Raw genomic sequence first — 20,861 nt, forward strand, 5'->3', positions numbered from 1 at the left:
GATCGTGAGCCTGCCCCGATTTTGTGGACACACCTCGTAAGTCGGCTACACGGGAGGTAGTGTTCATGGAGCGAAGGAAGGGGCGGAGTTTCACCCCGGAGTTCAGGGCCGAGGCGGTCCGGCTGGCGCGAGAGGGCAGCAAGAGCCTGCCCCAGGTGGCCAACGACATCGACCTGACGGAATCGGCCCTGCGTAACTGGGGGCGCGAGGCGGACGGAGGCGAGGGCAAGGAGTCGGCAGGCGCGCTCTCCACGGCCGAGCGGGAGGAGTTGGTCCGGTTGCGCAAGGAGGTGCGTCATCTGGAGATGGAGCGCGACTTCCTGAAAAAAGCGGCGGCCTTCTTCGCGAAGGAGACCTCGAGGCGTAGGTAGACGACCAGCTCGCGCGCCACGCGGGCCACCATCAGCGGGCCGTGGTCCTCCCCGAACCCGTTGGCCTCGAAGAGCGCCTGCACCGGACCGGACAAATCCAGCAGGTGGACATGCGGGAGCACGGCGACGTGCCGTGTCCGGACCGCCTTCCCCGCTCGCTCGCGCTGTCCTTCCCTCGGGGGCGATGATCGGATCGCCTTCATCGGAGACCTCGCGGCTCACGTTCGCTGTCGAGCAGCTCCATCAACCGTGGCAGGTACCGCGTTCCGGCGACTGCCTCTCGCGGAACGGCGGCCTCAATCCTCGCAAGGTCTTCCGCACTGAGCTCGATGCTCAGCGCCGCCAGGGTCTCCGAGAGCTGGGCCACGGTCCGCGCGCCGACGACCGGCACCAGGTCCTTCCGCCGCGCCAGCGCCCAGGCGATCGCCAGCTGCGACGTGGCGACCGCCTTCTCGGCCGCGATCCTCGACAGCGCGTCGACGAGCTTCACGTTCTGCTCGAAGTTCCCCGGGTGGAACCACGGCAGGTGCGTTCGATGCCCTGTCCGGTCCGCAGGTCTCGCCTTGCCGCTCAGGAGGCCGTGCGCGAGCACACCGTACGCCGTCACCCCGATGCCGAGCTCGCTCAATACGGGAAAGACGCTCTGCTCGGGCTTGCGACTGAACAGCGAGTATTCGATCTGCAGGTCGCTGATCGGATGCACGGCGTGCGCACGGCGGAGGGTGTCCGCGCCCATCTCGGACAGTCCGATGTGCCGCACGTACCCGGCCTTCACCAGGTCGGCGATGGCACCGATGGTGTCTTCGATGGGCACCACCGGATCGAGCCGAGCCGGGCGATAGACGTCGATGTGATCGACGCCCAGCCGCTTGAGTGAATACGAGAGGAAGTTCTTCACCGACGTCGGCCGCGCATCGAGACCGACGAACGTCCCGTCGGGAGAGCGAAGCCCCCCGAACTTCACCGACAGCTTCACCTTGTCGCGACGGCCCTCGATCGCCCTGCCGATCAGCTGCTCGTCACCGCCCGCGCCGTAGAAATCGGCGGTGTCGAGCAGCTCGACTCCGCGCTCGATCGCCTCGTGGAGCACCCGCATGCCGTCACCGTGGGCGAGCGCCTCCGAGCCGAGTGCGATGGGAAAGACCACCGGTCCGCCGTTGCCCAGCTTTCTCGAATCCGCCATTGATGGTACCCTCATTGTTACTTATTACAACATTTGTAAGTTGTAACCAAACCATCGTCAAGGGAATCGCAGCGCCATGCCTCGAACCGGATCGTCCCCCGCTGAGCTCAAGACCCGCGCCATCGACGTCGCGCTCGCGCGCATCCGCACCCAGGGGTTCGAGAAGGTTCGGCTGACCGACATCGCCCGCGAGCTGGGGATCAGTCACGTCGCGCTCTACGCGTACTTCGAGAGCAAGGAGGCGCTCCTCGACGCGGTGCTCGAGCGGTGGCTGGGGGAGACGACCTCTGAGCTCGAGAAGGTCTGCGCGTCGAATCGAAAGGCGTCGCAGAAGCTCGAACAGTGGTTCGTCGCCCAGTACGCGATGAAGCGAGACCGGGCGCTGAACGATCGCGAGACCTATGCAGCGTTCGAGACGGCCACCGCGGTGAAGAAGCCGTTCGTGCAGGCGTACCTCGAGCAGCGGACCAGGCAGCTCGTCGGTCTGCTCGAGGAAGCCGGAGACCCATCACCGCAGCGCCACGCCGAAGTGCTCCTCGACGGCACGGCGGGGTTCTTCCATCCGCGCTTGATCCTCGAGACCGCAGAGAAGAATCGCGAGCCCGAGCTCAAGCGGGTGCTGCAGACGCTGCTGCGCGGGCTCGCCGCCGCGAAATGACCTCTTCGCCGATGAGCAGGAGCACCTAGCTCACACCAGCCCCCACGCGCGGTGCTGCTCCTCGGTCGCCGGCCCAAGCGGCCACCCCGGGTCAGAAGCTGACCCGGGGCAAACGCGCCCTACCTGTACCGGTAGGCCACGTCCAAACCCAGGCTCGTCGAGGGCCGTCGACACGGAGCGCCGCGAGCTGGCCGCCCTCGGTGTAGCGGATGTCCGTGCTGGTGCTCTGCTTGCGGTCGGAGGTCGTGCCGTCGTCCTCGAAGAGGCTGGCGTGCCCCGTCGCGCCCGCCGCCACCGTGAGCGTGACCGCGTCCAGCGGGTTCTGGACGTCGTTGGTGACGTCCTTGCTGCGCGTGGGCACCATCCCGCCGGACTTGACGAACACCGGCATGGTGTCCAGCCCGGTGGTGATGCTCTGGGTCGTGCCGCCCGCGTACGTCTTGCCGGTGAACCAGTCGGTCCATCCAGAATGGAACGGTCACGACCAGGTGACCCAAGGAGGGTCGTACCAGTTTCACTTCCTGCGTGAGTTCGAGGAAGCCGGCAAGAAATACAAGATGTTTGCCATTGTCAACGTAACCGAAGCCGGAGAGGTCTTCCTGGCGACCTACATGAATCAAGGAGCGAAATGAGAGCAGAGGCCTTGACACAGATCCTGGAGGGAGCCCGTCGGAAGCTCGATGTCCTTCGACAGGGGGGCGATGGCTACGAGAACGGCGCGGTCGCGGAGCTGATGGCCGACACGTACCAGGTGGGGAAGGTGCTCACGACATCCCCCGAGCTCCGCTCCGAAATCGCTCTCCAGCGATTCCTGAACGAGACCGTTTCCGTGCTCGAGAAGCAGGGTGTGGATCTCACGTTCTTCCCATTGAATGTCTTGCACCAGTTCGAGGGAATCTGGGAAGCCAATGAGTGGGAGCAACTGTGTGTCATCCGCTCCGGGCTCCAGTTCTTCATCGAGCTGTTCCAGGAGACCGTGCTCGCCGAGCACGTGGCCTCCATCGATACCAGTGCCATCGATGGGCTCATCCGCGAACGGGGAAGCGAAGGCTACCTGTCCGACGACCAAATCCCGCCCGAGCTCCCGCTCTCTCACTGGTGGTGGTGGTATCCCGAGCCACCGCGACGGCGACAAGCATGAATCAAAGCGCGCGCCAACTCGCAAGTCCTCGGAACCATTTGACGATGGGTGGGTTCAACCGTCCATGCCGAGTCTCGTTTCGGCTCAAAGTCCCACGTTTCCGAATCCTTTGATACCTTCCGGGCGTGAGGGACCAGCAATGGCCGCAACTTCGCGCCTGGAAGGACTTCACAACTGGGAGAACACATGCGAGCGATGATCGGAGCACTGCTGTTGACCGGGCTGCTGGCGGGATGCGGTGGTACGGAGATGGAAACCCCGGCCACCGTCAAGGCGGCCAGCTGTGACGACTGCCACTGGCTCTACGTGCGGTGCATGTCGCGCGCGACGACTGCCGAGGCCAAGGAAAACTGCGAAATCGGCCGCATGGACTGCGAGGCCACCTTCTGCCCGGACCCGCCGGCCCGTGAGGACGCCCTCAGCGCCGAGAAGGCCTCCACCAGCGAGTGGACCACCCTGCCCTATTGCTATCAGCTCGACGCGCTCGCCTGCGGCGCCATCGGCACGAAGCGCAGCTGCACGGATGGCATCGGAGGCACCTATACGTGTTACTGCCGTGGAGAGTGGGATTGCCCGCCCTACGAGGAGACGCTCACCGGCAAGTAACGGACCCGGCCAGCGGCAGGCCGCTGTGGCCTGCCCGCGATGCGCGCTCGGAAACGCATGGCCACGTCCTCTTTAGCAGCCCCTGGGCCGCCCCTCCCCGCCGGCACCTCACAGGTTCCGGTGGAGTCGCTCCTGTGCCTTCACGATGGCCGCGGTGCGCGTGGTCACCTCGAGCTTGGCGAACACGTTGCGCAGGTGCCACTTCGTGGTGGAGAGCGCCACGTTCGAGCGCTCGCTGATCTCCTGGTTGCTCAGCCCCTGCGCCAGCAGCTTGAGCATCTGCAGTTCGCGCTCGGTGAGCGGCTCGAGCGGCACGCTGGGCGGTTCCGCCAACTCCCGCGGCCCACTCATTCCCGCCGAGAGCACGTCCTGGAACCTCTCGGTGTACCGCGAGGGCAGCACGTGGCTCAGCTTCCTCTGGGTGGCGGCCGCGACGATGACCTCCTGAAGCCCCGGCGTCTCGTCGAACACGCCCCGGTTGAAGCCGAACCGCTGCACCAACGCGATGCCACGGTTGAGCGCGGCGAACGCCGCCGCGGGGTCTCCCCCGCGCCAGTGACACACCGCTATCGCCGCCAGCAGCGCGCTCTCCCGGGACACGTAGCCCACGTCATGGGCGCTGGCTCGCAGGGTCTCCAGCATCGCGTGCGCCTTGCCGTACCGCCCTCGCGCCATCAGCACCCACGCCTGCGCCAGCCCGAGCCGCTCCCAGGTCTCGTCGTAGAAGCGCCGCTCGCTCCACTCTCCGCGCCGCATGCGCTCGCCCAGGCCGAACTCCCGCGCCACCTCCCTCACGCGCTCCGGCGCCTGCTCCACCAGACCGAGCCGGATCTTCTCGCCGCACACATGGGCCAGGAAGCGCGTCTGGTGACCGCACTCGAGGACGCTGTGGAGATAGTCCACGAGCTGCCAGGCCTCCGTGTACTTCCCGCGGATGGACTTGATTCGGGCCAGCACGAGGTAGGCCATCGCGAAGGTCTCGAACGCGGGCGCCTGCGGCAGCAGCGGCAGCACCTCGATGCAGAGCGCCTCGGCCTCGTCGAGCCGGTTCTGCTCGTAGCGGGCGTTGGCCAGTGCCGTCGCCGCGTTCACCCACACCGGGTTGCGCCGGCCGCGGTTCGCCTGCGCGAACGCCGCGTCGCACCGCTCCGCCGCGTCCTTCATGTTCCCCTGCGCCCGGTCCGCCAGCGCGATGAGGACGTCCGTGTAGCCGTTGATGAAGGGGCTGTTGAGTCCCTGCAGGGTCTCTCGCGCGCTCAGCGCGAGCCGGCGCATCGCATCGAACCTGTTCATCCGGAGCGCCTGGTAGGCCTTCGCCGCCAGCAGCGCGCCCGCCATGAAGACGTCCAGGTCCTCATCGCCCGACCACGCGTCCAGCTCGAGGCCAGCGCCCGGGGCCGAGCCGGACAGGATGGCGTGGAGCAGCGTGAGGCGCTCGAGCTGCTTCGACAGCCGCTCGCGCACCGGGCCGGACGTGGCGTGCGCGGTGGCGAGGCGGTGCTGGGCGTCCCGCAGCGCCGATGAGGCTTGCGCGTAGCGCCGGGACAGGATGAGGCACGCGATGTGCGCCACGCAGATCGCCGGCGAACGGATGATCTCCTCCGCCGTCAGCTTCTCCGTCCAGTGGAGCACGGAGGCGATCTCCCCCTCGCGCATCCACGCCTCCGCGCAGCGCGCCGTGAGCTCGAGGCACCAGCTCCGGTCGCCGGAGGCGAACGCGTGCTTCAACGCCTCGTCCGGCCGCTGGTGCTCGGCGAACCACGCGCTCGCCGCCCGATGCAGCCAGGGGATGCGGTCGCCGAAGTCGCACGCGAGCTGGGTCCTCAGGAAGTCGAGGAACAGAGCGTGGTACCGGTACCACTGACGCTGGGAGTCGAGCGGCTGGATGAAGAGCTGCGCCCGCTCGAGGTCCGCCAGCAACGCCGGGCCATGGGTGATGCCCAGGAGCGCGTTGCAGAGCTCCCCGTTGAGCTGGTCCACCACCGAGCTCAGCACCAGGAACTCCTGCACCTCCCGGGTCTGCTCGCGCAGCACCGCGTCCGCCAGGTACCGCGCCACGTCCCGGTTGGAGCCGCTGGCCTTGCGCAGCGCGTCACCCACGTTCGCGTGCTCGCCCACCGACAGCAGCGCCAGCTTCACACCGGCGACCCATCCCTCGGTGCGCGAGAGCAGGTACTCGACATCATCGGGCGAGAGCTCGGCGTCACACAGGCGCTGTCCCAGCTCGCGGATGGCCTCGCCATCCAGGCTCAGGTCTCGGCTGTCGAGCGTCACCAGTTGCTCGGTGAGCTTCAGCTTCGCCAGGTCCAGCTCGGGCAGGTTGCGCGACGAGACGACCCAGTGGACGTGCGGCGGCGAGTGCTCGAGCAGGTACGAGAAGGCCCGCACCAGCGCGCGCTCGCGCAGCACGTGGAAGTCGTCGAGCACCACCACCAGCTCGCGTCCCAGGTTCCACAGGCTCCGCAGCACGACGGACATGGCGTGGTCGAGCGGAAGCTCCACCTGCGCGTCGAGCTGGCTCGCGATGTACGCGTCGAAGTCCGGAGCGGCCCGGCGAATCGCCCCCACCAGATAGGAGAAGAACCGCTCGGGTGCGTTGTCCAGCTCGTCGAGCGACAGCCACGCGAACAGCCGCTGCGCGCGCGCTTCCTGGTACCACTGCGTCAGCAGCGTCGTCTTGCCCCAGCCGAGTGGCGCGGTGACCAGCACCAGCTTGCCGCCAGCGCCGCGGTCCATCTTCCGGAGCGGCGCGCCACGCGCCACCAGCACGGAGGTCGTCTGCGGCGGAGAGAGCTTCGTCGGCAGCAGGTGCGAGAGATGTTCGCCGAACGGTGCCGCATGCTCCGCGACGTCCGTCAGGAAAGGCGATGACGCACGACTCCTCGTTGCGGTTCGAAGGCTCGGCATGGGTACGTCCCCCTACGACCGATTACAGAATCAATTAGACCACGGACTGCTGGCCTTTTGCTCCTATTTCGTGGAAATAGAGTTTTACAGCCCTTGTGGTGCGATGCGTCGTGAGAAGGGTCGTCCTGCTCAGGACGCGATGCGTCAATGGGGTGTTTCCCCTCCCTTCGGTGGGGGCGATGTCGTGGCGTCGCTTGGTACTCCCCGTCCGTTGCGGTCTGGACTGCAACGCTTACCCCCCCCGTCGAGGAGGTCCAACCATGGGAACCCAGCAAGTGGGCGCGAGCCCGAGCCGATGGCGCGCTCGAGCCGCTTCGTTGTGCGCCGCCGTATCGATGTTGGTTTCGGTCAATGCCGCCGCCCAGACGCCATCGTTCATCGAGTTCGATAGCGCGCACGTACGTCCGATGGCCCTCTCGCCAGACGGGACGCGGCTCTTCGCCGTCAACACGCCGGACAATCGCCTGGAGGTCTTCTCGGTCTCCGCCTCCGGCCTCTCGCTCATCGCCGAGGTGCCGGTCGGCCTCGAGCCCGTCTCCGTCGCCGCGCGCAGCAACACCGAGGTGTGGGTGGTCAACCACCTCTCGGACAGCATCAGCGTGGTGAGCCTGGAAGGGACTCCGCGCGTGGTGCGCACCCTGCTCGTCGGCGATGAGCCGCGCGACGTCGTGTTCGCTGGAACCAAGGGCTATGCGTTCATCACCACCGCGCACCGCGGCCAGCACCGCACCGACCCGTCCATCGCCTCCGTCCCCGGCGCGGGCGACCCGCAGCTCACCACGCCGAGCGTGGGCCGCGCGGACGTCTGGGTCTTCAACCCGGCCTCCCTGGGAACGACGCTGGGCGGCACGCCCGTGCGCATCGTGACGCTCTTCGGCGACACGCCGCGTGGGCTCGCCGTCAGCCCGGACAAGAAGACGGTCTATGCGGCCATTGCCCAATCCGGCAACCAGACGACGACCGTCAACATGGACAGCGTGTGCGACGGGTTCAAGGAATCGGGCATCTGTTTCGTGTTCCCCGACACGTGGCCGTGGGGGAACAACCTCCTTCCGGGTGGTCTGCCCGGTCCGCGGACGAACGTCGCGGGCGCGAAGGCCCCTGAGACCGGATTGATCGTCAAGTGGAACAGCAGCACCGGCCAGTGGGAGGACGCGCTCGGCCGCAACTGGAACAACGGTGTGCGCCTGAACCTGCCCGACAAGGATGTCTTCGCCATCGACGCGGAAAGCCTGCAGGAGAAGGCCTTCTACACGGGCGTGGGCACGACCCTCTTCAACCTGGCCACCAACCCGAAGACGGGCGTGGTGTACGCGTCCAACAGCGAAGCCAACAACCTCACGCGCTTCGAGGGCCCCGGCGTCTTCGGCGGCAGCACGGTGCAGGGCAACATCGCGAAGATGCGCATCACCGTCATCTCCGGAGGAAGTGTCTACCCCCGCCACCTCAACAAGCACATCGACTACTCGAAGCTGGCCAACTCCGCCGGGTTCGACCCCACGGCCAAGAATCACAGCCTCTCCACCCCGACGGAGATGGCGATCTCGAGCGACGGCACGAAGCTGTACGTGGCCGCGTTCAGCTCGAGCAAGGTCGGTGTCTTCGACACCGCGGCGCTGGAGGCCGACACCTTCAACCCGAAGACCGCGAGCGCCAACTACATCCCGGTGAGCGGCGGCGGCCCCAGCGGTCTGGTGCTGGATGAGGCGCGCAACCGCCTCTACGTGATGACCCGCTTCGACAACGCGGTGAAGGTCATCGACCTGTCCACCAAGAAGCAGGTGGCCTCGGCCGCCCTCTACAACCCGGAGCCCACCACCGTCGTGGAGGGCCGTCCCTTCCTGTACGACGCGAACTTCTCCTCCGCCAACGGCGAGGCGTCCTGCGCCAGCTGCCACATCTTCGGCGACAAGGACGAGCTCGCCTGGGATCTGGGCAACCCGGACGACGAGGTGTCCACCAACCCCATCGACAAGCGCCTCGCGAGCGATCTGGCCATCGGCGCGTTCCAGCTGCTCACCGGCCACCCGGGCTCGCCCATCAACGGCACCGGAGACCAGCACGCCTTCCACCCGATGAAGGGGCCCATGACGACGCAGACCCTGCGCGGCATGGCGAACTCGGGCGCCATGCACTGGCGGGGTGACCGCTCGAACGGCTTCTTCGGCGTCAATTCGGACGCGGAGGACGTGTCGTTCAAGAACTTCATCGTGGCGTACGAGGGGCTGCTCGGCCGCGTCTCGATGCCGACCGAGGAGGAGATGAACAAGTTCACCTCCTTCCAGCTCCAGGTGCAGCTGCCGCCGAACCCCATCCGCCAGCTGGACAACTCACTCACCCCCGCCCAGAAGGCCGGCCGCGACTTCTACTTCGGCAGCCGCCGCGTGGACGGCCTCGCGATCGGCGCGGACACCGGCTTCAACTGCAACGGCTGCCACACCATCGACGCCGCGCAGGGCTTCTACGGCACCGACGGCCGCTCGAGCTTCGAGGGAATCAGCCAGATCATGAAGATTCCCCACGTGCGGAACATGTACACGAAGGTCGGCATGTTCGGCTTCCCGGACAGCAGCTTCTTCCAGCATCCGGAGACGGGGCAGCTGGGAGACCAGATCCGCGGCTTCGGCTTCACGCATGACGGCGCGGTGGACACCCTGTTCCGCTTCTTCAGCGCCATCGTGTTCTCCAACACCAGCGTCGGAGGGCCGCTGGTGGGCTTCCCGGGCGACACCGACCGCCGCAACGTGGAGGCCTTCATGCTGGCGGTGGACAGCGACCTGGCGCCCATCGTGGGCCAGCAGGTGACGCTCACGTCGGCGAACGCCGCCGCCGTCGGCTCGCGCATCGACCTGCTCATCGCGCGCGCCCGGGCGCCGTTCGTGTCGAAGGTCCTGGGCGGCGCCACCTACGAGGCCGACCTGGTGGCGAAGGCGGTCGTGGGCGGCAAGCCGAAGGGCTTCCTCTACGACCGCAGCGCGGGGACGTGGAAGCCCGATGACGGCACCGCGAACATCACCACCACGGCCCTCCGCGCGCTGGCGACCAAGGCGGGCCAGGAGGTGACCTTCACCGCGGTTCCGCCGGGCTCTGGCGTGCGCATCGCGATCGACCGCAACCTGGACGGCAAGCTCGACGGCCAGTAGCCAGCGAGCGAGGCAGGCCTCCCCTGCTCTTCATGCCCCGCCCCCGGCCTACCGGAGGCGGGGTTTCTTCTGTGCACGATTCGCCTACTGCGTGCACGGCGAGGAGCGCTACGCCTTCTTCCTAGCCTTCCGTGCGCGCTTCGGCGTAAGTCCCTGGAGCGGGGACAAAGCACCATGCCACCCATCTGGGAAGCAGATGTCAGCCTGACCCACGAGGATGCCACCCGGCTGGTGGAGCATCAATTTCCGGAGCTCGCCCCGGCGAGGCTGGAGCACCTGGGAACGGGCTGGGACAACGTGGCGTACACGGTGAATGGGCAGTGGGTGTTCCGCTTTCCGCGCCGGAAGGTGGCGGTGGGGCTACTGGAGAACGAGGCCCGCGTCCTTCCGCGGCTGGCCCCCCACCTGCCGCTGCGCATCCCCGAACCGGTGTGGCACGGCCAGCCGGAGGGGGACTACCCCTACCCCTTCGCCGGGTACGCACGGCTGCCGGGGGTCACCGCGTGCGCCGTGACGTGGACGCCCGGGGAGCGGCTGCGCAACGCCGGGGCGCTCGGGAGGTTCCTCGCGGCGCTGCACGGCCTTCCCGTGGATGACGAGACACGGGCGCGTGGCCCGGGGGACGAGCTGGCCCGGGCGGACCTGCGCAAGCGCGCGCCGATGATTCTCGAGCGGCTGGCGAAGGTGGAAGCGGACGACCCGGAGGTGGATGGAGCGGCGGTGCGCGCCTGGATGTCCCGGCTGGTAGACACGCCGCCCTGGGAGCGGCGCGCCTGCTGGGTGCACGGGGACCTGTACGCGAGACACCTGCTCGTGGACGAGCACCACACGGTGACGGGGGTGCTCGACTGGGGAGACGTGCACCTGGGAGATCCGGCGATCGACCTGACGCTCGCCTTCACCTTCCTGCCGCCGGAGGCGCGAGGCGCGTTCCGCGAGGCCTACGGCGCCATCGACGAGGCCACGTGGGACCGGGCACGTTTCCGGGCGTTCCACTATGGAGTGGCGCTGCTGCTGTACGGCAGGAGCGAGGGAGACGAAGCCATCACGCGGGTGGGCCGGGACGCGCTCCGTCATGGCATCGCCGTGTAGCCCCTTACAGCACCGTGAATGACGCTGAAACCCCTTCATAGGGGCTTATCTGCCCGGTCCATCCAGACTTCCAGTGGCCCTTGTGGCGGATGCGGTAGGTCCCGGCCGCGGCGTTCTTCGTGTCCCAGGTAATCGTTATCTTGGAATAGGAGATGCCGCTCCGTTCCCAGCGGTATGTCGTTTCCGGGTCCCAGTCCCACGCGATTGCGACCCATGCGCCGTTCACCAGTCTTTCGACCGCCAGGAACGAGCCCTGCGTCTGGAGATTGTTGTTCGGATGCCCGCCCCAGTACTGCACGGTCACCAAGCTTCCCCTCGAATAGCTCGCGGCCGGCTGGGTGATCACGCTCCCGAAGTCCTTGTCGAGCGGCTTGTCATCCAGCACCACCTTCGCGGTCAGATCGACCGTCTGGCCCGTCACGTCCTCGGGCGTGGGGCCGGCCGCGACGTCGGCGCCACTGACGATGGCCTTGCTGAGCCTGGTAAACTCCTGCTGAAAGGCGGCCAGCTCGTTCGGGCCGAACTGCGTGCAGGCTCCCTCATACCACTGAAGGGCGTACTCCTCCCGGGTGGCCAGGTATGACGCGTACGAGTTGGAGAGCCCGGCGATGACTGCCGTGTCGACGCCGACACTCGCAAGCTCTGTTTTCACCGTGTCCGCCAGGCGGCGGCCCGCCATGGTGGTCACCTCGGCGGGTACGGCGACGATGGCCAGGTTCCCTACTTTCAATACCTGGAGGGGCATGATCTGCGGGGTCATGGTCGGACCGTTGATGTTGAGGTGCGCCACGCCGGTCGGTATCAGCACCGGCTTTTCCGCATGGCACTGTTTGTACGCCGCGTCGGTGGTCGTCGGCCACGCGAAGGCGAAGACGCCGCCCAGGAGTTGGAAGAGCGCCGCCTTGCCGGCGCCCTCGCTCCACTGCACGCTGTCCACCGTGGTCCCGTTCGGGAAGAGCGGCGAGGGGCTCGGATTGTCATACGGGCTGCCGGCCGAGAAGGAGGCCCCCATGCCGGCCGCGCAGGTCGTGGTTCCCGCGGAAGCGACGTAGAGCGTCCTCATATCCACCCACTCGTGGCGGAAATCCACCGAGCCGGTCAGCTCCCTCGTCGCGCCGTCGTAAAGCTCTTTCGCCTTGTTGTATTGCTTGAGGGTGGCGTTCTCCAGGCTCTTGTTCTTTTCGAACGTCAAATCAGGGGGCGCCTGGCCGAACCCGATGTTCGGCGTCACATCGCCGGCGTTGGACTGGGCGAACGCGGCCACGAACGTCCTGGCCGCCAGGTAATCCGTCCCCTTGTCCTTCTCGAAGAGGTACGACGCCCAGCCCTTGTTGTCGCCGCTGATCAACTTGTTTCCAGGGCCGATGCTGTCCGGGTGCACCGCGTACCAGTTCACCATGCCGATCTCCTCGCCATCGAGGCCGACGAGCTTCAGAAGCGTCATGGTCTTGTCCGTGATGCCGTCATACCGGTCCCGCTCCGCCGCGGGGTTGTTGTTGTAGGCTTCCACCGCGCGGTTCCCGCCGCAGCCCTCGATCGTTCCTTCGTTGACGAGGATCTTGCCGGGCTTCACGTTGTCATGGGCGCGCAGGATGGACTGGTAGATGCCGTCCACGATGGCGTCGAAGTTCTGTTTCACGAACCCGTTGACGGTCGCGTCATACAGGAAGTGTCCCGAATAGCCCCCGGGGCCGCTGTGGGTATGCGTCGCCGACAGGAGGACGTTTTTCGTGCTGTAATATTGAGCGAGCTCGGCATTGGCCGCGATCTTCTCGCTCACCTTGAGTTTCACCATCTGGAAGAGTTGGCCCAGGTCGGCACTGACAAAGACGACCCGCCTGCTACCGTCGCCGATGACGAAAGCCCGCGACCGCAACCTCATGTGGATGCCGGCGGTTTTCTGATCCGACACGGCAAATCCCATCATCGTGATCTCTCCGGCCGGGCCGGTGATGTCATAGATGCCGCTACCGATGAGAAAGACGTTGCCACCGGACTGGGCAGTCACGCCGCTCAGGTCCTGCTCGCTCCGGTGATATCCCGTCCCTTCCGGCGGCGAGCCGTTGTCCCGGGCGCTGTCCAAGCACCCGGCTGCACAGACGATGCATCCCCAGAGCAGCAAGGAAAGAATCCGATGGATTCTGGCTATGATTGCGCGCATGAACATCCTCCCATCCGCTCCCGAGAAAACAAACAAAGGCGCCAGACAATGCACCAGTCATGTGTTTTGCGAATACATACGACTCAACGCCATGCCCGATGCTGAACAGTCCGTACTTGAAGACCGGCTCCCCCCAGCAGAAGGTGCATCCGCAGCCGGAGCACGCGTCTGGCCCGGCCACCTCCACCGTCAGTAGGATCGCCGCAGGGAACAACATGGATAACGATCGCAATCCGCAAGCAGAACAGATGGGCGACGAGTCGATGGCGCGCAACCTCTCGCACCAGGCCCAGGCCATCTGGCCGCAGGAACAGAGGCTGTTCGACCGCTATGGCCTGTCGGGGCCGTTGAGCATCCTCGATCTGGGCTGTGGCACCGGGGAGATCACCCGGCGGCTGGCCGCGCTCTACCCACAGGCGACCTTGCTCGGCATCGACATCCTCGAGTCGAACCTCGCGCTCGCGCGCCGCCAGGGAGACGCGTCCGGTGGGCGCATCCGCTACGAGCAGGGCGATGCCTTCGCCCTCAAGCAGGGCGATGCCAGCTTCGACCTCGTGGTGTGCCGGCACGTATCGCAGGCGGTGCCCGACTTCCCACAGGTGCTGACCGAGCTCTCCCGCGTGCTCAAGCCCGGCGGCTGGCTCCACCTGCTGTCCGAGGACTACGGCATGTTGCACATGCCCGTGCACGAGGGTGCGACCTTCGATCCGGACCGGTTCTGGAACACGCACGTGATCCCGTTCGCACACAACATCGGCTGCGATGCCCGCATCGGCCGCCATTCGCCGCCCTTGCTGGAACGGTTCGGTTATCTCGACATCGCGATGGACTACGTCACCGTCGACACGCTGCGCGTGCCGCGCGCCACCTTCGCCGGCATTCTCAAGGCCTGGCGCGACGGTTACGCGGCCCCCTTGGCGGGAGTGACCCGGCGTCCGATCGCCGAGGTCACCGCCGATTTCGATGCCATGATCTCTGCGATCGAGACCCCACCCCAATACGTGGTGTGGCACGTACCGATCGTGTCGGGCCGCAAGCCAGGGTAGGCGCTCATGCGGGATCCTCCTTGGCGAGGACTGCCTCCGTGGATTCCAGGTGCCCGGATTCACTCAAGATTCTGCCATGGCAAGGCCCGTGCCGGGCGTCCACCAGCGCTGCCCTCTTCGTCACGGGAGGCCGCCTGCCCTCCAGCCAGCCCGCAACCGCGAAGAGCCTGGTGTGCGCTCCTGGTCAGAGCCCTCCCCGGGCGCGGCTTGACCAGGGGGGTTTTGAAACTTATTATCATTCTCATTTGAATGAGCGCCGCTTGTCGCGGCAAGTCGTGACTCGAGCCCCGTATGATCGTGTGCCTGTGCCGTGTCGTGTCGGATCGGACCATTCGAGCCCGGATTTCCGAGGGAGTGCGGACCGTGGATGACCTGGGACGCGCGTGTGGAGCTGGAACCGGGTGTGGCGGGTGCAAGGGCCAGCTGGCTCAGCTGATCATGGAGACCCGGCAAGAGGCCCGTTCAACATCCGCATCCGCCGCTCGGGAGGATTGTACGGGCATCACCCTCCCGGTAGTGTCCGCGGCCATATGAAAGGCCACCCCCAGGTCCTCGACCTCCTCAACGACATCCTGACCACCGAGTTGACGGCGATCAACGAGTACTTCCTGCACGCGCGCATCGCGAGCAACTGGGGGTATGAGCGGCTCGGAAAGAAGATCTACGAAGAGTCGATCGGCGAGATGAAGCACGCCGACCGGATCGTCCAGCGCATCCTGTTCCTCGATGGCCTGCCCAACCTGCAGCGTCTGGGCAAGGTGAACGTGGGCGAGACCATCCCGGAGATGCTCCGCCTGGATCTGGACCTGGAGCTCGGCTCGCAGAAGCGCCTCAACGAGGGCATCGAGCTGTGCCGCTCGTTGGCGGACAACGGCAGCCGCGAGCTGCTGGAGACGATCCTCGAGGACACCGAGGAGCACATCGACTGGCTCGAAGCCCAGATCGAGCTGATGAAGCAGGTAGGCGAGACGAACTACCTCGCCCAGCAGATCAAGAAGGAAAGCTGATCGAACCCGGCGTCACACGCGTTGAACGCGGGTGCCGAACTCCTTCAACCGCTCGATCACGTAGGCCGGGTCGAGCAGTCCCTCGGGGTGGTAGAGCCCTGGCACCACGGGAGGACCCCCCGCGAGGCCGAGCAGCCGCTCTACCGCGAGCGCAGCGCCTCGGGCGCTCATGCCGGAGTGCACGTCGCCGTCGGTGAGCTCGTGACGGACGCGTCCCGTCGTCCCATCCTTCCGCTCGCCCACGATTTCGATGATGACCTCGTGTGAAAGACCCTGGCCAGGGCGGCGGCTGGCCGTGGGCCTCACCGCGAAGTCGAGGCGAACGGTTCTGGCGTCCGTCGCGGCCGCGAGGCTCACGACGTCGAGCAGCGGGTAGGCCTGCCCCTTCCACTCCGTTCCATCCACGCCCCGGAAGACGCGGGTCGCGTCCTCTCCCTGGGCCCAGAGGAACTTCCCGTCCTTGAGCAGCAGAGGATGCGGCACGCTCTGAGCGACGCGCTCCAGGTCGCCTTTCGCCGCGGGCCCGCCCACGTCCTCCTCATCGAAGACCGCGCCGATTTCGATGGAATGAATGCGCTGGAACTCCCTGGCGAAGAGGAGGGCCGCCAGCGTCACCGTTCCGCCGAGGAAGTGGCCGAGCATGAGGATGGGGGCGCTGCCAGGCTTGTGGATGTAGTGCGCGACCACTGGACCGATGTCGAAGACGAAGTCCGAGAAGGCGACATAGGGGATGCCCTTGGCCTGCGCGTACTTCATCGAATTGAGCGAGGTGTCCTTCAGGAACACGACCACGGCACTGAAGGCCGCATCGGTGGGGAGGCCCAGGTCCTGGCGCTCCAGGTCGATTCTCGCCGCATTCGCACCGCCGAGCTCCTTCGCGAGCGCGTCGGCCCGGGCGAGGTCTCGCGCGCCGAGGGTCATGCGAAGGGCTGGCTGGAGCCGACGAAGTGCTCGGGCCGCGCGACTGCCGACGACGCCGGAGCCTCCGATGATGAGAACGGGCTGCTGTGTATTCGTGGACATGTCGGGAGGGCTCCTCTGCATGGCGGGGCGGTGGCGTGGCCGGAAGCGGTCGCGCCCATCCGGCCCGGGTTCCTACCTCTAGTAACCTACCAATAGTAGGTTCGCCACGATTTGTTCAGGGAGTGCTGCTCGACAGCTACGTGGCCCTCCAAGACGTCTTCGCAGGCGGCGGGCCAACAGTCGTCATGGATGAGCGTCAGTGAATCAACCGGGCTGGAGAGTGAAATTGACGGCCTTGGAGGATGAGTGATTGAGGTGGGGGCGAGGCTCGTGGGAAGCGAGCCGCGGCAGTGGGGGGAGACACATGGAAAAGCAACACGAGGACTTTCCGTCACGGGAGTCAGCGGCGGACCACGCCCAGGCAACACCCAAGGAGGTGAACCCGCCGGCACTGCCCAGCCGCCGCAGCTTCCTGGGCGGGCTGGGAGGCACGGCGCTGGCCGCCCTGGCGGCGGGCGCCCCGGTGAGCGAATTCGCCTGTGAGCCGCCCGAGGACCCCACGAATCCGGAAACGCACCGGGCCCAGGCCCGGCGCATCCGTTCGTACCAACTGCGCCACCAGGCCGCCCTCAACGAGTTCAAGCAGGGCGTCTTCCCCAAGCGGACCAACGGGGATGAAGAGCGCTACCCCCATCGCATTGGCAACTACTCCAAGGGCCTGCCCCACAATGAGCTGGGCGAGGTGGACCCCAGTGCCTACAACGCGATGCTGCGCGCGCTCGCCACCGGCCGCTTCGAGGACTTCGAGGCCCTCCCGCTGGGCGGCCGACTGAAGCTGACCAACCCCCTGGGCGGCCTGACGTACGATCTGGTGGGACCGGATGCCGCCGCCGTGCATCTCGACACGCCCCCTGCCCTGGCCAGTCCCGAGGCGGCGGCCCAGGTGGCGGAGCTCTACTGGATGGCGCTCTGCCGCGACATCCCCTTCACCGACTATTCCACCGATCCCACCATCGCCGCGGCCATCGAGGATCTCAACCGGTACTCCGGCTACCAGGGCCCCAAGCCCATCACCCCGCAGACGCTCTTCCGCATGGACAGCCCCGGAGTCCTGGAGGGACCCATGGTCTCCCAGTTCCTGCTGCGGCCCTGGACGTACGATGGCATCCCCATCGAGTCCCGGCTCAGGGTTCCGCTGCCCGTGACCACCGGCGAGGGCATCGACTTCATGACGTCCTATGACGAGTGGCTGGCGGCGCAGCGCGGCTTCCCCGCGGGGACGACCATCACCCCTCCGCGCATGGATCCGGTGCCCCGGTACATCCACGATCTGCGCGCGCTGGGCCAGAACGCCAACTCGGACGTGCACTTCACCCCCTACCTCCGGGCGGCCCTCATCCTCCTGGGCCTGGGCGATGCAGCCCTGAGCGACCGCAATCCCTACAAGGCGAGCAGGACGCAGACCGGGTTCGCCAGCTTCGGGGCGTCCCACCTGCTCACGCTGCTGGGCTGCCTCACCCGGACCAGCCACCACGGCTTCTATGGCAAGTGGTTCATCCACCGCTACCTGCGGCCAGATGCCTTTGGCGGGCGCGTGCACAACCGCCGGCAGGGCGCCGCGGACTACCCCATCCACCCGGAGCTGCTGGACTCGCCCGTGCTCGATCGCATCCATGCCTACAACGAGCTGGTCAACAAGCGGCGGGGGTTGAACGACGGCCAGGGCTCGTTCCTGCTGCCAGTCATGATGCCCATCGGCTCGCCCACGGATCCCTCCCACCCGGCGGGGCACGGCTACACCGCGGGCTCCCGCGTCTCCCTCCTCAAGGCCTGGTTCAAGGAGGACTTCGTGATCCCCAACCCCGTCAAACCCAACCGTGACGGCACGGGACTCGAGCCCTACGTGCCCGGTGTGGATGGACCCCCACTCACCGTGGCCGGGGAGCTCAACAAGCTCGCCCACAACACCTCGATGGGACGGGATGCGTACGGCATCCACTACCGGGCCGATGATCTCGCCGGCTTCCGTCTGGGCGAGGATGTGGCCATCCGCCTTCTCCGGGAGGAGCGCCCCACCTACGCCGAGTCGGTCTTCCAGGGGTTTGCCTTCACCCGTCTGGATGGCACCCCTATCGAGCTGTGACGAATAGACCGTCACGGCCAGCGGTGCGACTCACACCTTCGCCCCCGCTCGCTCGACGATCGCGCGTAGCGCGTCGGACAAGCCGTGCAGCCGACGCAGCGCGCTCTCATGGTCCGCGTTGCCGATGTCGCGCCAGATCTCGGCCTGCGTATTGGCCAGGCCCTCGATCGTGATCGGGTAGGTCGCGGCTTCGGCGACGGCGCCCTTCTCGTTGATGAGGTAGCGGCCGTTCAAGGCGAACAGCACCTGCGCCACGCAGCACAGCGCCCGGTAGGCGCAGCCCGCGATGTGCGTCTGCTCGGCGCGCCTGGCCGCGAGCCCGGCATTCTCGATGGCGAAGCCCACTTCCCAGCCGAAGCGGGCAATCAGCGCGTCCCTCAGCGCCTCCGGGAAGGGCCAGGTCTCCCCCTTCAGCTCCGCGATGCGGCCGAACGGATCGAGGAGCGGCCGACAGGTCGCGACCTCTCCCATCCAGATGACCGAGCAGAAGCCGTGAGGGTGGCCTGGCTGGTAGTTCATCGAGAAGCGGCCCTGCCGCGCCTCGGCGATGACCTCGCGCACGCGTCCGAGATCGCGGTAGAGGAGATCGACCTCCGTGCCCGCGATGGTGAGCCAACCGCCGCCGTTGATCCACGGCCCCCACTCACCGATCCGGGTCACCGTCGACGATGGAGCATCGACGAGTGGGGCGATGGCCGCCTGGAGGGCCACGAGATCGATCGGCGCGTCGGGCTCGTAGTACAGGCCGATGTCGTAGTCGGAAGCGGGGCCAGCCGTGCCTCTTCCGCGCGAACCACCGAGAACGAGCGCGGTCAGACCAGGAACGGGCCGGAGCGCATCAACCACACGGGTAAGCATTGGATCTTCCATCTACTGTCCACGTAACCGGGGCGGGCCCACTCTGGCGACCTTCTTCGCGTGCGCGATGGCCTCCAGGTGCTCCTCGCGGAGGGGGTTCTCTCGACGGAGTCGGTGCGCTCTCCTCTCCGTATCCTCCAACATGGCCCACGCCTCGCGAGCCTGCCGGGGAAAGAGGTGAAGTGACTGCACGTAGAGGCAGGCGACATGAACGCGCATCCCCAGATCGCGAAAGCCGAGCTGCTGGATACGACGAAGCCACCGACCAAACTCCTTCCAAGGCAGTCTGTTGCCGTATGTCTCGGTGAGAAGGGTACTTGCGATGATGCGCTGCACCGCGAGGCGCTGGGCAGGGGTTTTCGCTTTTTGCAGCCAGTGTTTCTCCAGCATCAGGAGCTCGCGCCTGCATTGCTCATAGGGTGCCTTCGCCTTGAGCAACTCCAGGTAGTGAAGATCGAGATCCTCGTTGAAGGTCGCGGAATGCTCCTGGGGTGAAGTCTTCATGCTCACGCTCCAGGACAGGGTTTCCCGTTAGCACGCAAGGGCCAGTAGCCGTACCGCATGCAGGCGTCGAAGCACGCCTTGCACTGCGACTCACCCCAGACCCGGCCGTCATGTCTCCCACTTCTGCACTTCTCGTAGCTCGGTAGACAAATGTCCTTCTCCCACTCGTCCCTCTCGTCTTGCGTCGGAAGCTCGGGGATTGGCGACGCTTCGGACTCAGGGCGTCCAGGCGGTAGATAGTTGGGGAGAGTGGCCTCTGTTGGGGGTATTGCACCACACCGCTCGTACTGACCTGGGTTCTGCTTGAGGCAACAGGTGACGGTGCTGTCAGTCTGGTCGCACTGTGCCTGAGCGAGTGCGAAGCTACCGCCGAGTCCCGAGACGCTCGTTGATGCACACCCAGATGGCAGAAGGGCCAGACCTACGGCGAGGCAGACCCGCCGGTACAGTTGGCCACGACCGGCGACACGGGCTTGTTGCATGACCAACTCCAGAACCCGGGTGGGGATCCGGCCGTTTGGGGTTATCGGCGGAACGACCACCGTAGCTACTTTCCCCCAGGCAGCGCTCGACGCATCGCGTCAGCCGTCAGCTACATTTGGAGCCTGAAGAACAGAGCCCCGGGGATGGGATTGTCGTAGTACGGCGCCGTCCGCTCGAATCCTAAAGCCTGATACAGCCTGATGGCGGATTCCATCTCGGGCAGCGTGTCGAGGTACATGGCGGAATATCCGATGGCTCGCGCCTGCTCCAAGGCGGCCTCGACGAGCCTCCTCCCCAGGCCGTGGCTGCGATAGGCGGGACGGATGTAGAGCCGCTTCATCTCGCACGCGCCCTGCTCCAACCCGCGAATTCCCACGCAGCCCGCGGCGTCAGACCCGTCCAGGGCGAGCAACAAGCGGCCGCTCGGTGGAGAGTAGGCCCCCGGGAAATCGGCCATCTCCTGCTCGAAATCCTGGAAGCCGAGGTCGATACCCAGGGCTTTCGTGTACTCCAGGATGAGGGTACGTGCCTGATCGATCTGCCCTGGCATGGCGGCATGAACGATGTGGATCATGCCGCCATCATAGCCACTGGC

The 20,861-nt window shown here is 66.5% G+C and carries 18 protein-coding genes and 1 pseudogene; 11 read left to right on the top strand and 8 right to left on the bottom strand.

The window, feature by feature from the left end; genetic code table 11:
- Positions 1–65: 65 nt before the first annotated feature.
- Positions 66–361, top strand: a pseudogene (locus NR810_RS35055) (transposase); the annotation flags it as partial.
- A 209-nt stretch (positions 362–570) separates the two neighbouring features.
- Here the strand turns inward: NR810_RS35055 and NR810_RS35060 are convergent.
- Entirely contained in the window at positions 571–1,554 is a 984-nt protein-coding gene (locus tag NR810_RS35060; RefSeq protein ID WP_257458874.1) for an aldo/keto reductase, read from the bottom strand.
- 76 nt (positions 1,555–1,630) lie between these two features.
- On the opposite strand from NR810_RS35060, the gene NR810_RS35065 reads away from it, so the two are divergent.
- Positions 1,631–2,212, top strand: a complete 582-nt coding sequence (locus NR810_RS35065) for a TetR/AcrR family transcriptional regulator (RefSeq protein ID WP_257458875.1) — start codon at positions 1,631–1,633, stop codon at positions 2,210–2,212.
- A 91-nt stretch (positions 2,213–2,303) separates the two neighbouring features.
- Here NR810_RS35065 and NR810_RS35070 read toward each other — a convergent pair whose 3' ends face one another.
- Positions 2,304–2,603: a DUF5110 domain-containing protein gene (locus tag NR810_RS35070; protein WP_257458876.1), complete on the bottom strand. Its 300-nt coding sequence runs from the start codon at positions 2,601–2,603 to the stop codon at positions 2,304–2,306.
- On the opposite strand from NR810_RS35070, the gene NR810_RS35075 reads away from it, so the two are divergent.
- From NR810_RS35075 to NR810_RS35085, 3 genes are all read left to right on the top strand, one after another.
- Positions 2,602–2,844 carry a hypothetical protein gene (locus NR810_RS35075; RefSeq protein ID WP_257458877.1) on the top strand — a complete coding sequence of 81 codons (243 nt, stop codon included), beginning with the start codon at positions 2,602–2,604 and terminating at the stop codon, positions 2,842–2,844. The two genes, NR810_RS35070 and NR810_RS35075, sit on opposite strands and share 2 nt — an antisense overlap.
- Positions 2,845–2,855: 11 nt before the next feature.
- Positions 2,856–3,353, top strand: a complete 498-nt coding sequence (locus NR810_RS35080; protein ID WP_257458878.1) for a hypothetical protein — start codon at positions 2,856–2,858, stop codon at positions 3,351–3,353.
- Between the two features lie 186 nt (positions 3,354–3,539).
- Positions 3,540–3,959, top strand: a complete 420-nt coding sequence (locus NR810_RS35085) for a hypothetical protein (RefSeq protein WP_257458879.1) — start codon at positions 3,540–3,542, stop codon at positions 3,957–3,959.
- A gap of 108 nt (positions 3,960–4,067) precedes the next feature.
- Here NR810_RS35085 and NR810_RS35090 read toward each other — a convergent pair whose 3' ends face one another.
- On the bottom strand, positions 4,068–6,866 hold the full coding sequence (locus tag NR810_RS35090; protein WP_257458881.1) for a LuxR C-terminal-related transcriptional regulator: 2,799 nt from the start codon (positions 6,864–6,866) through the stop codon (positions 4,068–4,070).
- A gap of 260 nt (positions 6,867–7,126) precedes the next feature.
- Between NR810_RS35090 and NR810_RS35095 the strand changes: the two genes are divergently transcribed.
- Positions 7,127–10,009 (top strand): YncE family protein, encoded by a 2,883-nt coding sequence (locus tag NR810_RS35095; RefSeq protein ID WP_257458883.1) that lies wholly within the window; start codon positions 7,127–7,129, stop codon positions 10,007–10,009.
- 174 nt (positions 10,010–10,183) lie between these two features.
- Positions 10,184–11,101: a phosphotransferase gene (locus tag NR810_RS35100; protein ID WP_257458884.1), complete on the top strand. Its 918-nt coding sequence runs from the start codon at positions 10,184–10,186 to the stop codon at positions 11,099–11,101.
- 4 nt (positions 11,102–11,105) lie between these two features.
- Here the strand turns inward: NR810_RS35100 and NR810_RS35105 are convergent, their stop codons facing one another.
- The gene (locus NR810_RS35105) at positions 11,106–13,262 is read right to left on the bottom strand and encodes a neutral/alkaline ceramidase (RefSeq protein ID WP_257458886.1); all 2,157 of its coding nucleotides are present in this window, start codon (positions 13,260–13,262) and stop codon (positions 11,106–11,108) included.
- Between the two features lie 116 nt (positions 13,263–13,378).
- On the opposite strand from NR810_RS35105, the gene NR810_RS35110 reads away from it, so the two are divergent.
- The 3 genes from NR810_RS35110 to bfr all read left to right on the top strand — a co-directional run bounded on the left by NR810_RS35110 (position 13,379) and on the right by bfr (position 15,315).
- A complete protein-coding gene (locus NR810_RS35110; RefSeq protein WP_257458888.1) occupies positions 13,379–14,308 on the top strand; it encodes a class I SAM-dependent methyltransferase in 930 nt (309 codons plus the stop codon).
- 291 nt (positions 14,309–14,599) lie between these two features.
- Positions 14,600–14,842, top strand: a complete 243-nt coding sequence (locus tag NR810_RS52895) for a (2Fe-2S)-binding protein (RefSeq protein WP_407653870.1) — start codon at positions 14,600–14,602, stop codon at positions 14,840–14,842.
- Positions 14,839–15,315, top strand: a complete 477-nt coding sequence (gene bfr, locus NR810_RS35115; protein ID WP_257458890.1) for a bacterioferritin — start codon at positions 14,839–14,841, stop codon at positions 15,313–15,315. Before NR810_RS52895 ends, bfr begins: the two co-directional genes overlap by 4 nt.
- Before the next feature lie 12 nt (positions 15,316–15,327).
- Here the strand turns inward: bfr and NR810_RS35120 are convergent, their stop codons facing one another.
- On the bottom strand, positions 15,328–16,338 hold the full coding sequence (locus NR810_RS35120) for a Rossmann-fold NAD(P)-binding domain-containing protein (protein ID WP_257458891.1): 1,011 nt from the start codon (positions 16,336–16,338) through the stop codon (positions 15,328–15,330).
- Between the two features lie 304 nt (positions 16,339–16,642).
- Here NR810_RS35120 and NR810_RS35125 point away from each other — a divergent pair, with 304 nt between their 5' ends.
- The gene (locus tag NR810_RS35125; protein ID WP_257458894.1) at positions 16,643–18,421 is read left to right on the top strand and encodes a phosphatase PAP2 family protein; all 1,779 of its coding nucleotides are present in this window, start codon (positions 16,643–16,645) and stop codon (positions 18,419–18,421) included.
- A gap of 30 nt (positions 18,422–18,451) precedes the next feature.
- Here NR810_RS35125 and NR810_RS35130 read toward each other — a convergent pair whose 3' ends face one another.
- The 3 genes from NR810_RS35130 to NR810_RS35140 all read right to left on the bottom strand — a co-directional run bounded on the left by NR810_RS35130 (position 18,452) and on the right by NR810_RS35140 (position 20,840).
- Positions 18,452–19,279 carry a nucleotidyltransferase domain-containing protein gene (locus NR810_RS35130; protein WP_257458896.1) on the bottom strand — a complete coding sequence of 276 codons (828 nt, stop codon included), beginning with the start codon at positions 19,277–19,279 and terminating at the stop codon, positions 18,452–18,454.
- Positions 19,280–19,291: 12 nt separating this feature from the next.
- The gene (locus NR810_RS35135) at positions 19,292–19,783 is read right to left on the bottom strand and encodes a hypothetical protein (RefSeq protein WP_257458899.1); all 492 of its coding nucleotides are present in this window, start codon (positions 19,781–19,783) and stop codon (positions 19,292–19,294) included.
- A gap of 592 nt (positions 19,784–20,375) precedes the next feature.
- Complete coding sequence (locus tag NR810_RS35140; protein ID WP_257458901.1) at positions 20,376–20,840, bottom strand: GNAT family N-acetyltransferase; 465 nt, start codon at positions 20,838–20,840, stop codon at positions 20,376–20,378.
- Between the last annotated feature and the right edge of the window lie 21 nt (positions 20,841–20,861).

The sequence above is a fragment of the Archangium lipolyticum genome (assembly GCF_024623785.1).
GTDB classification, from domain to species: Bacteria; Myxococcota; Myxococcia; order Myxococcales; family Myxococcaceae; genus Archangium; species Archangium lipolyticum.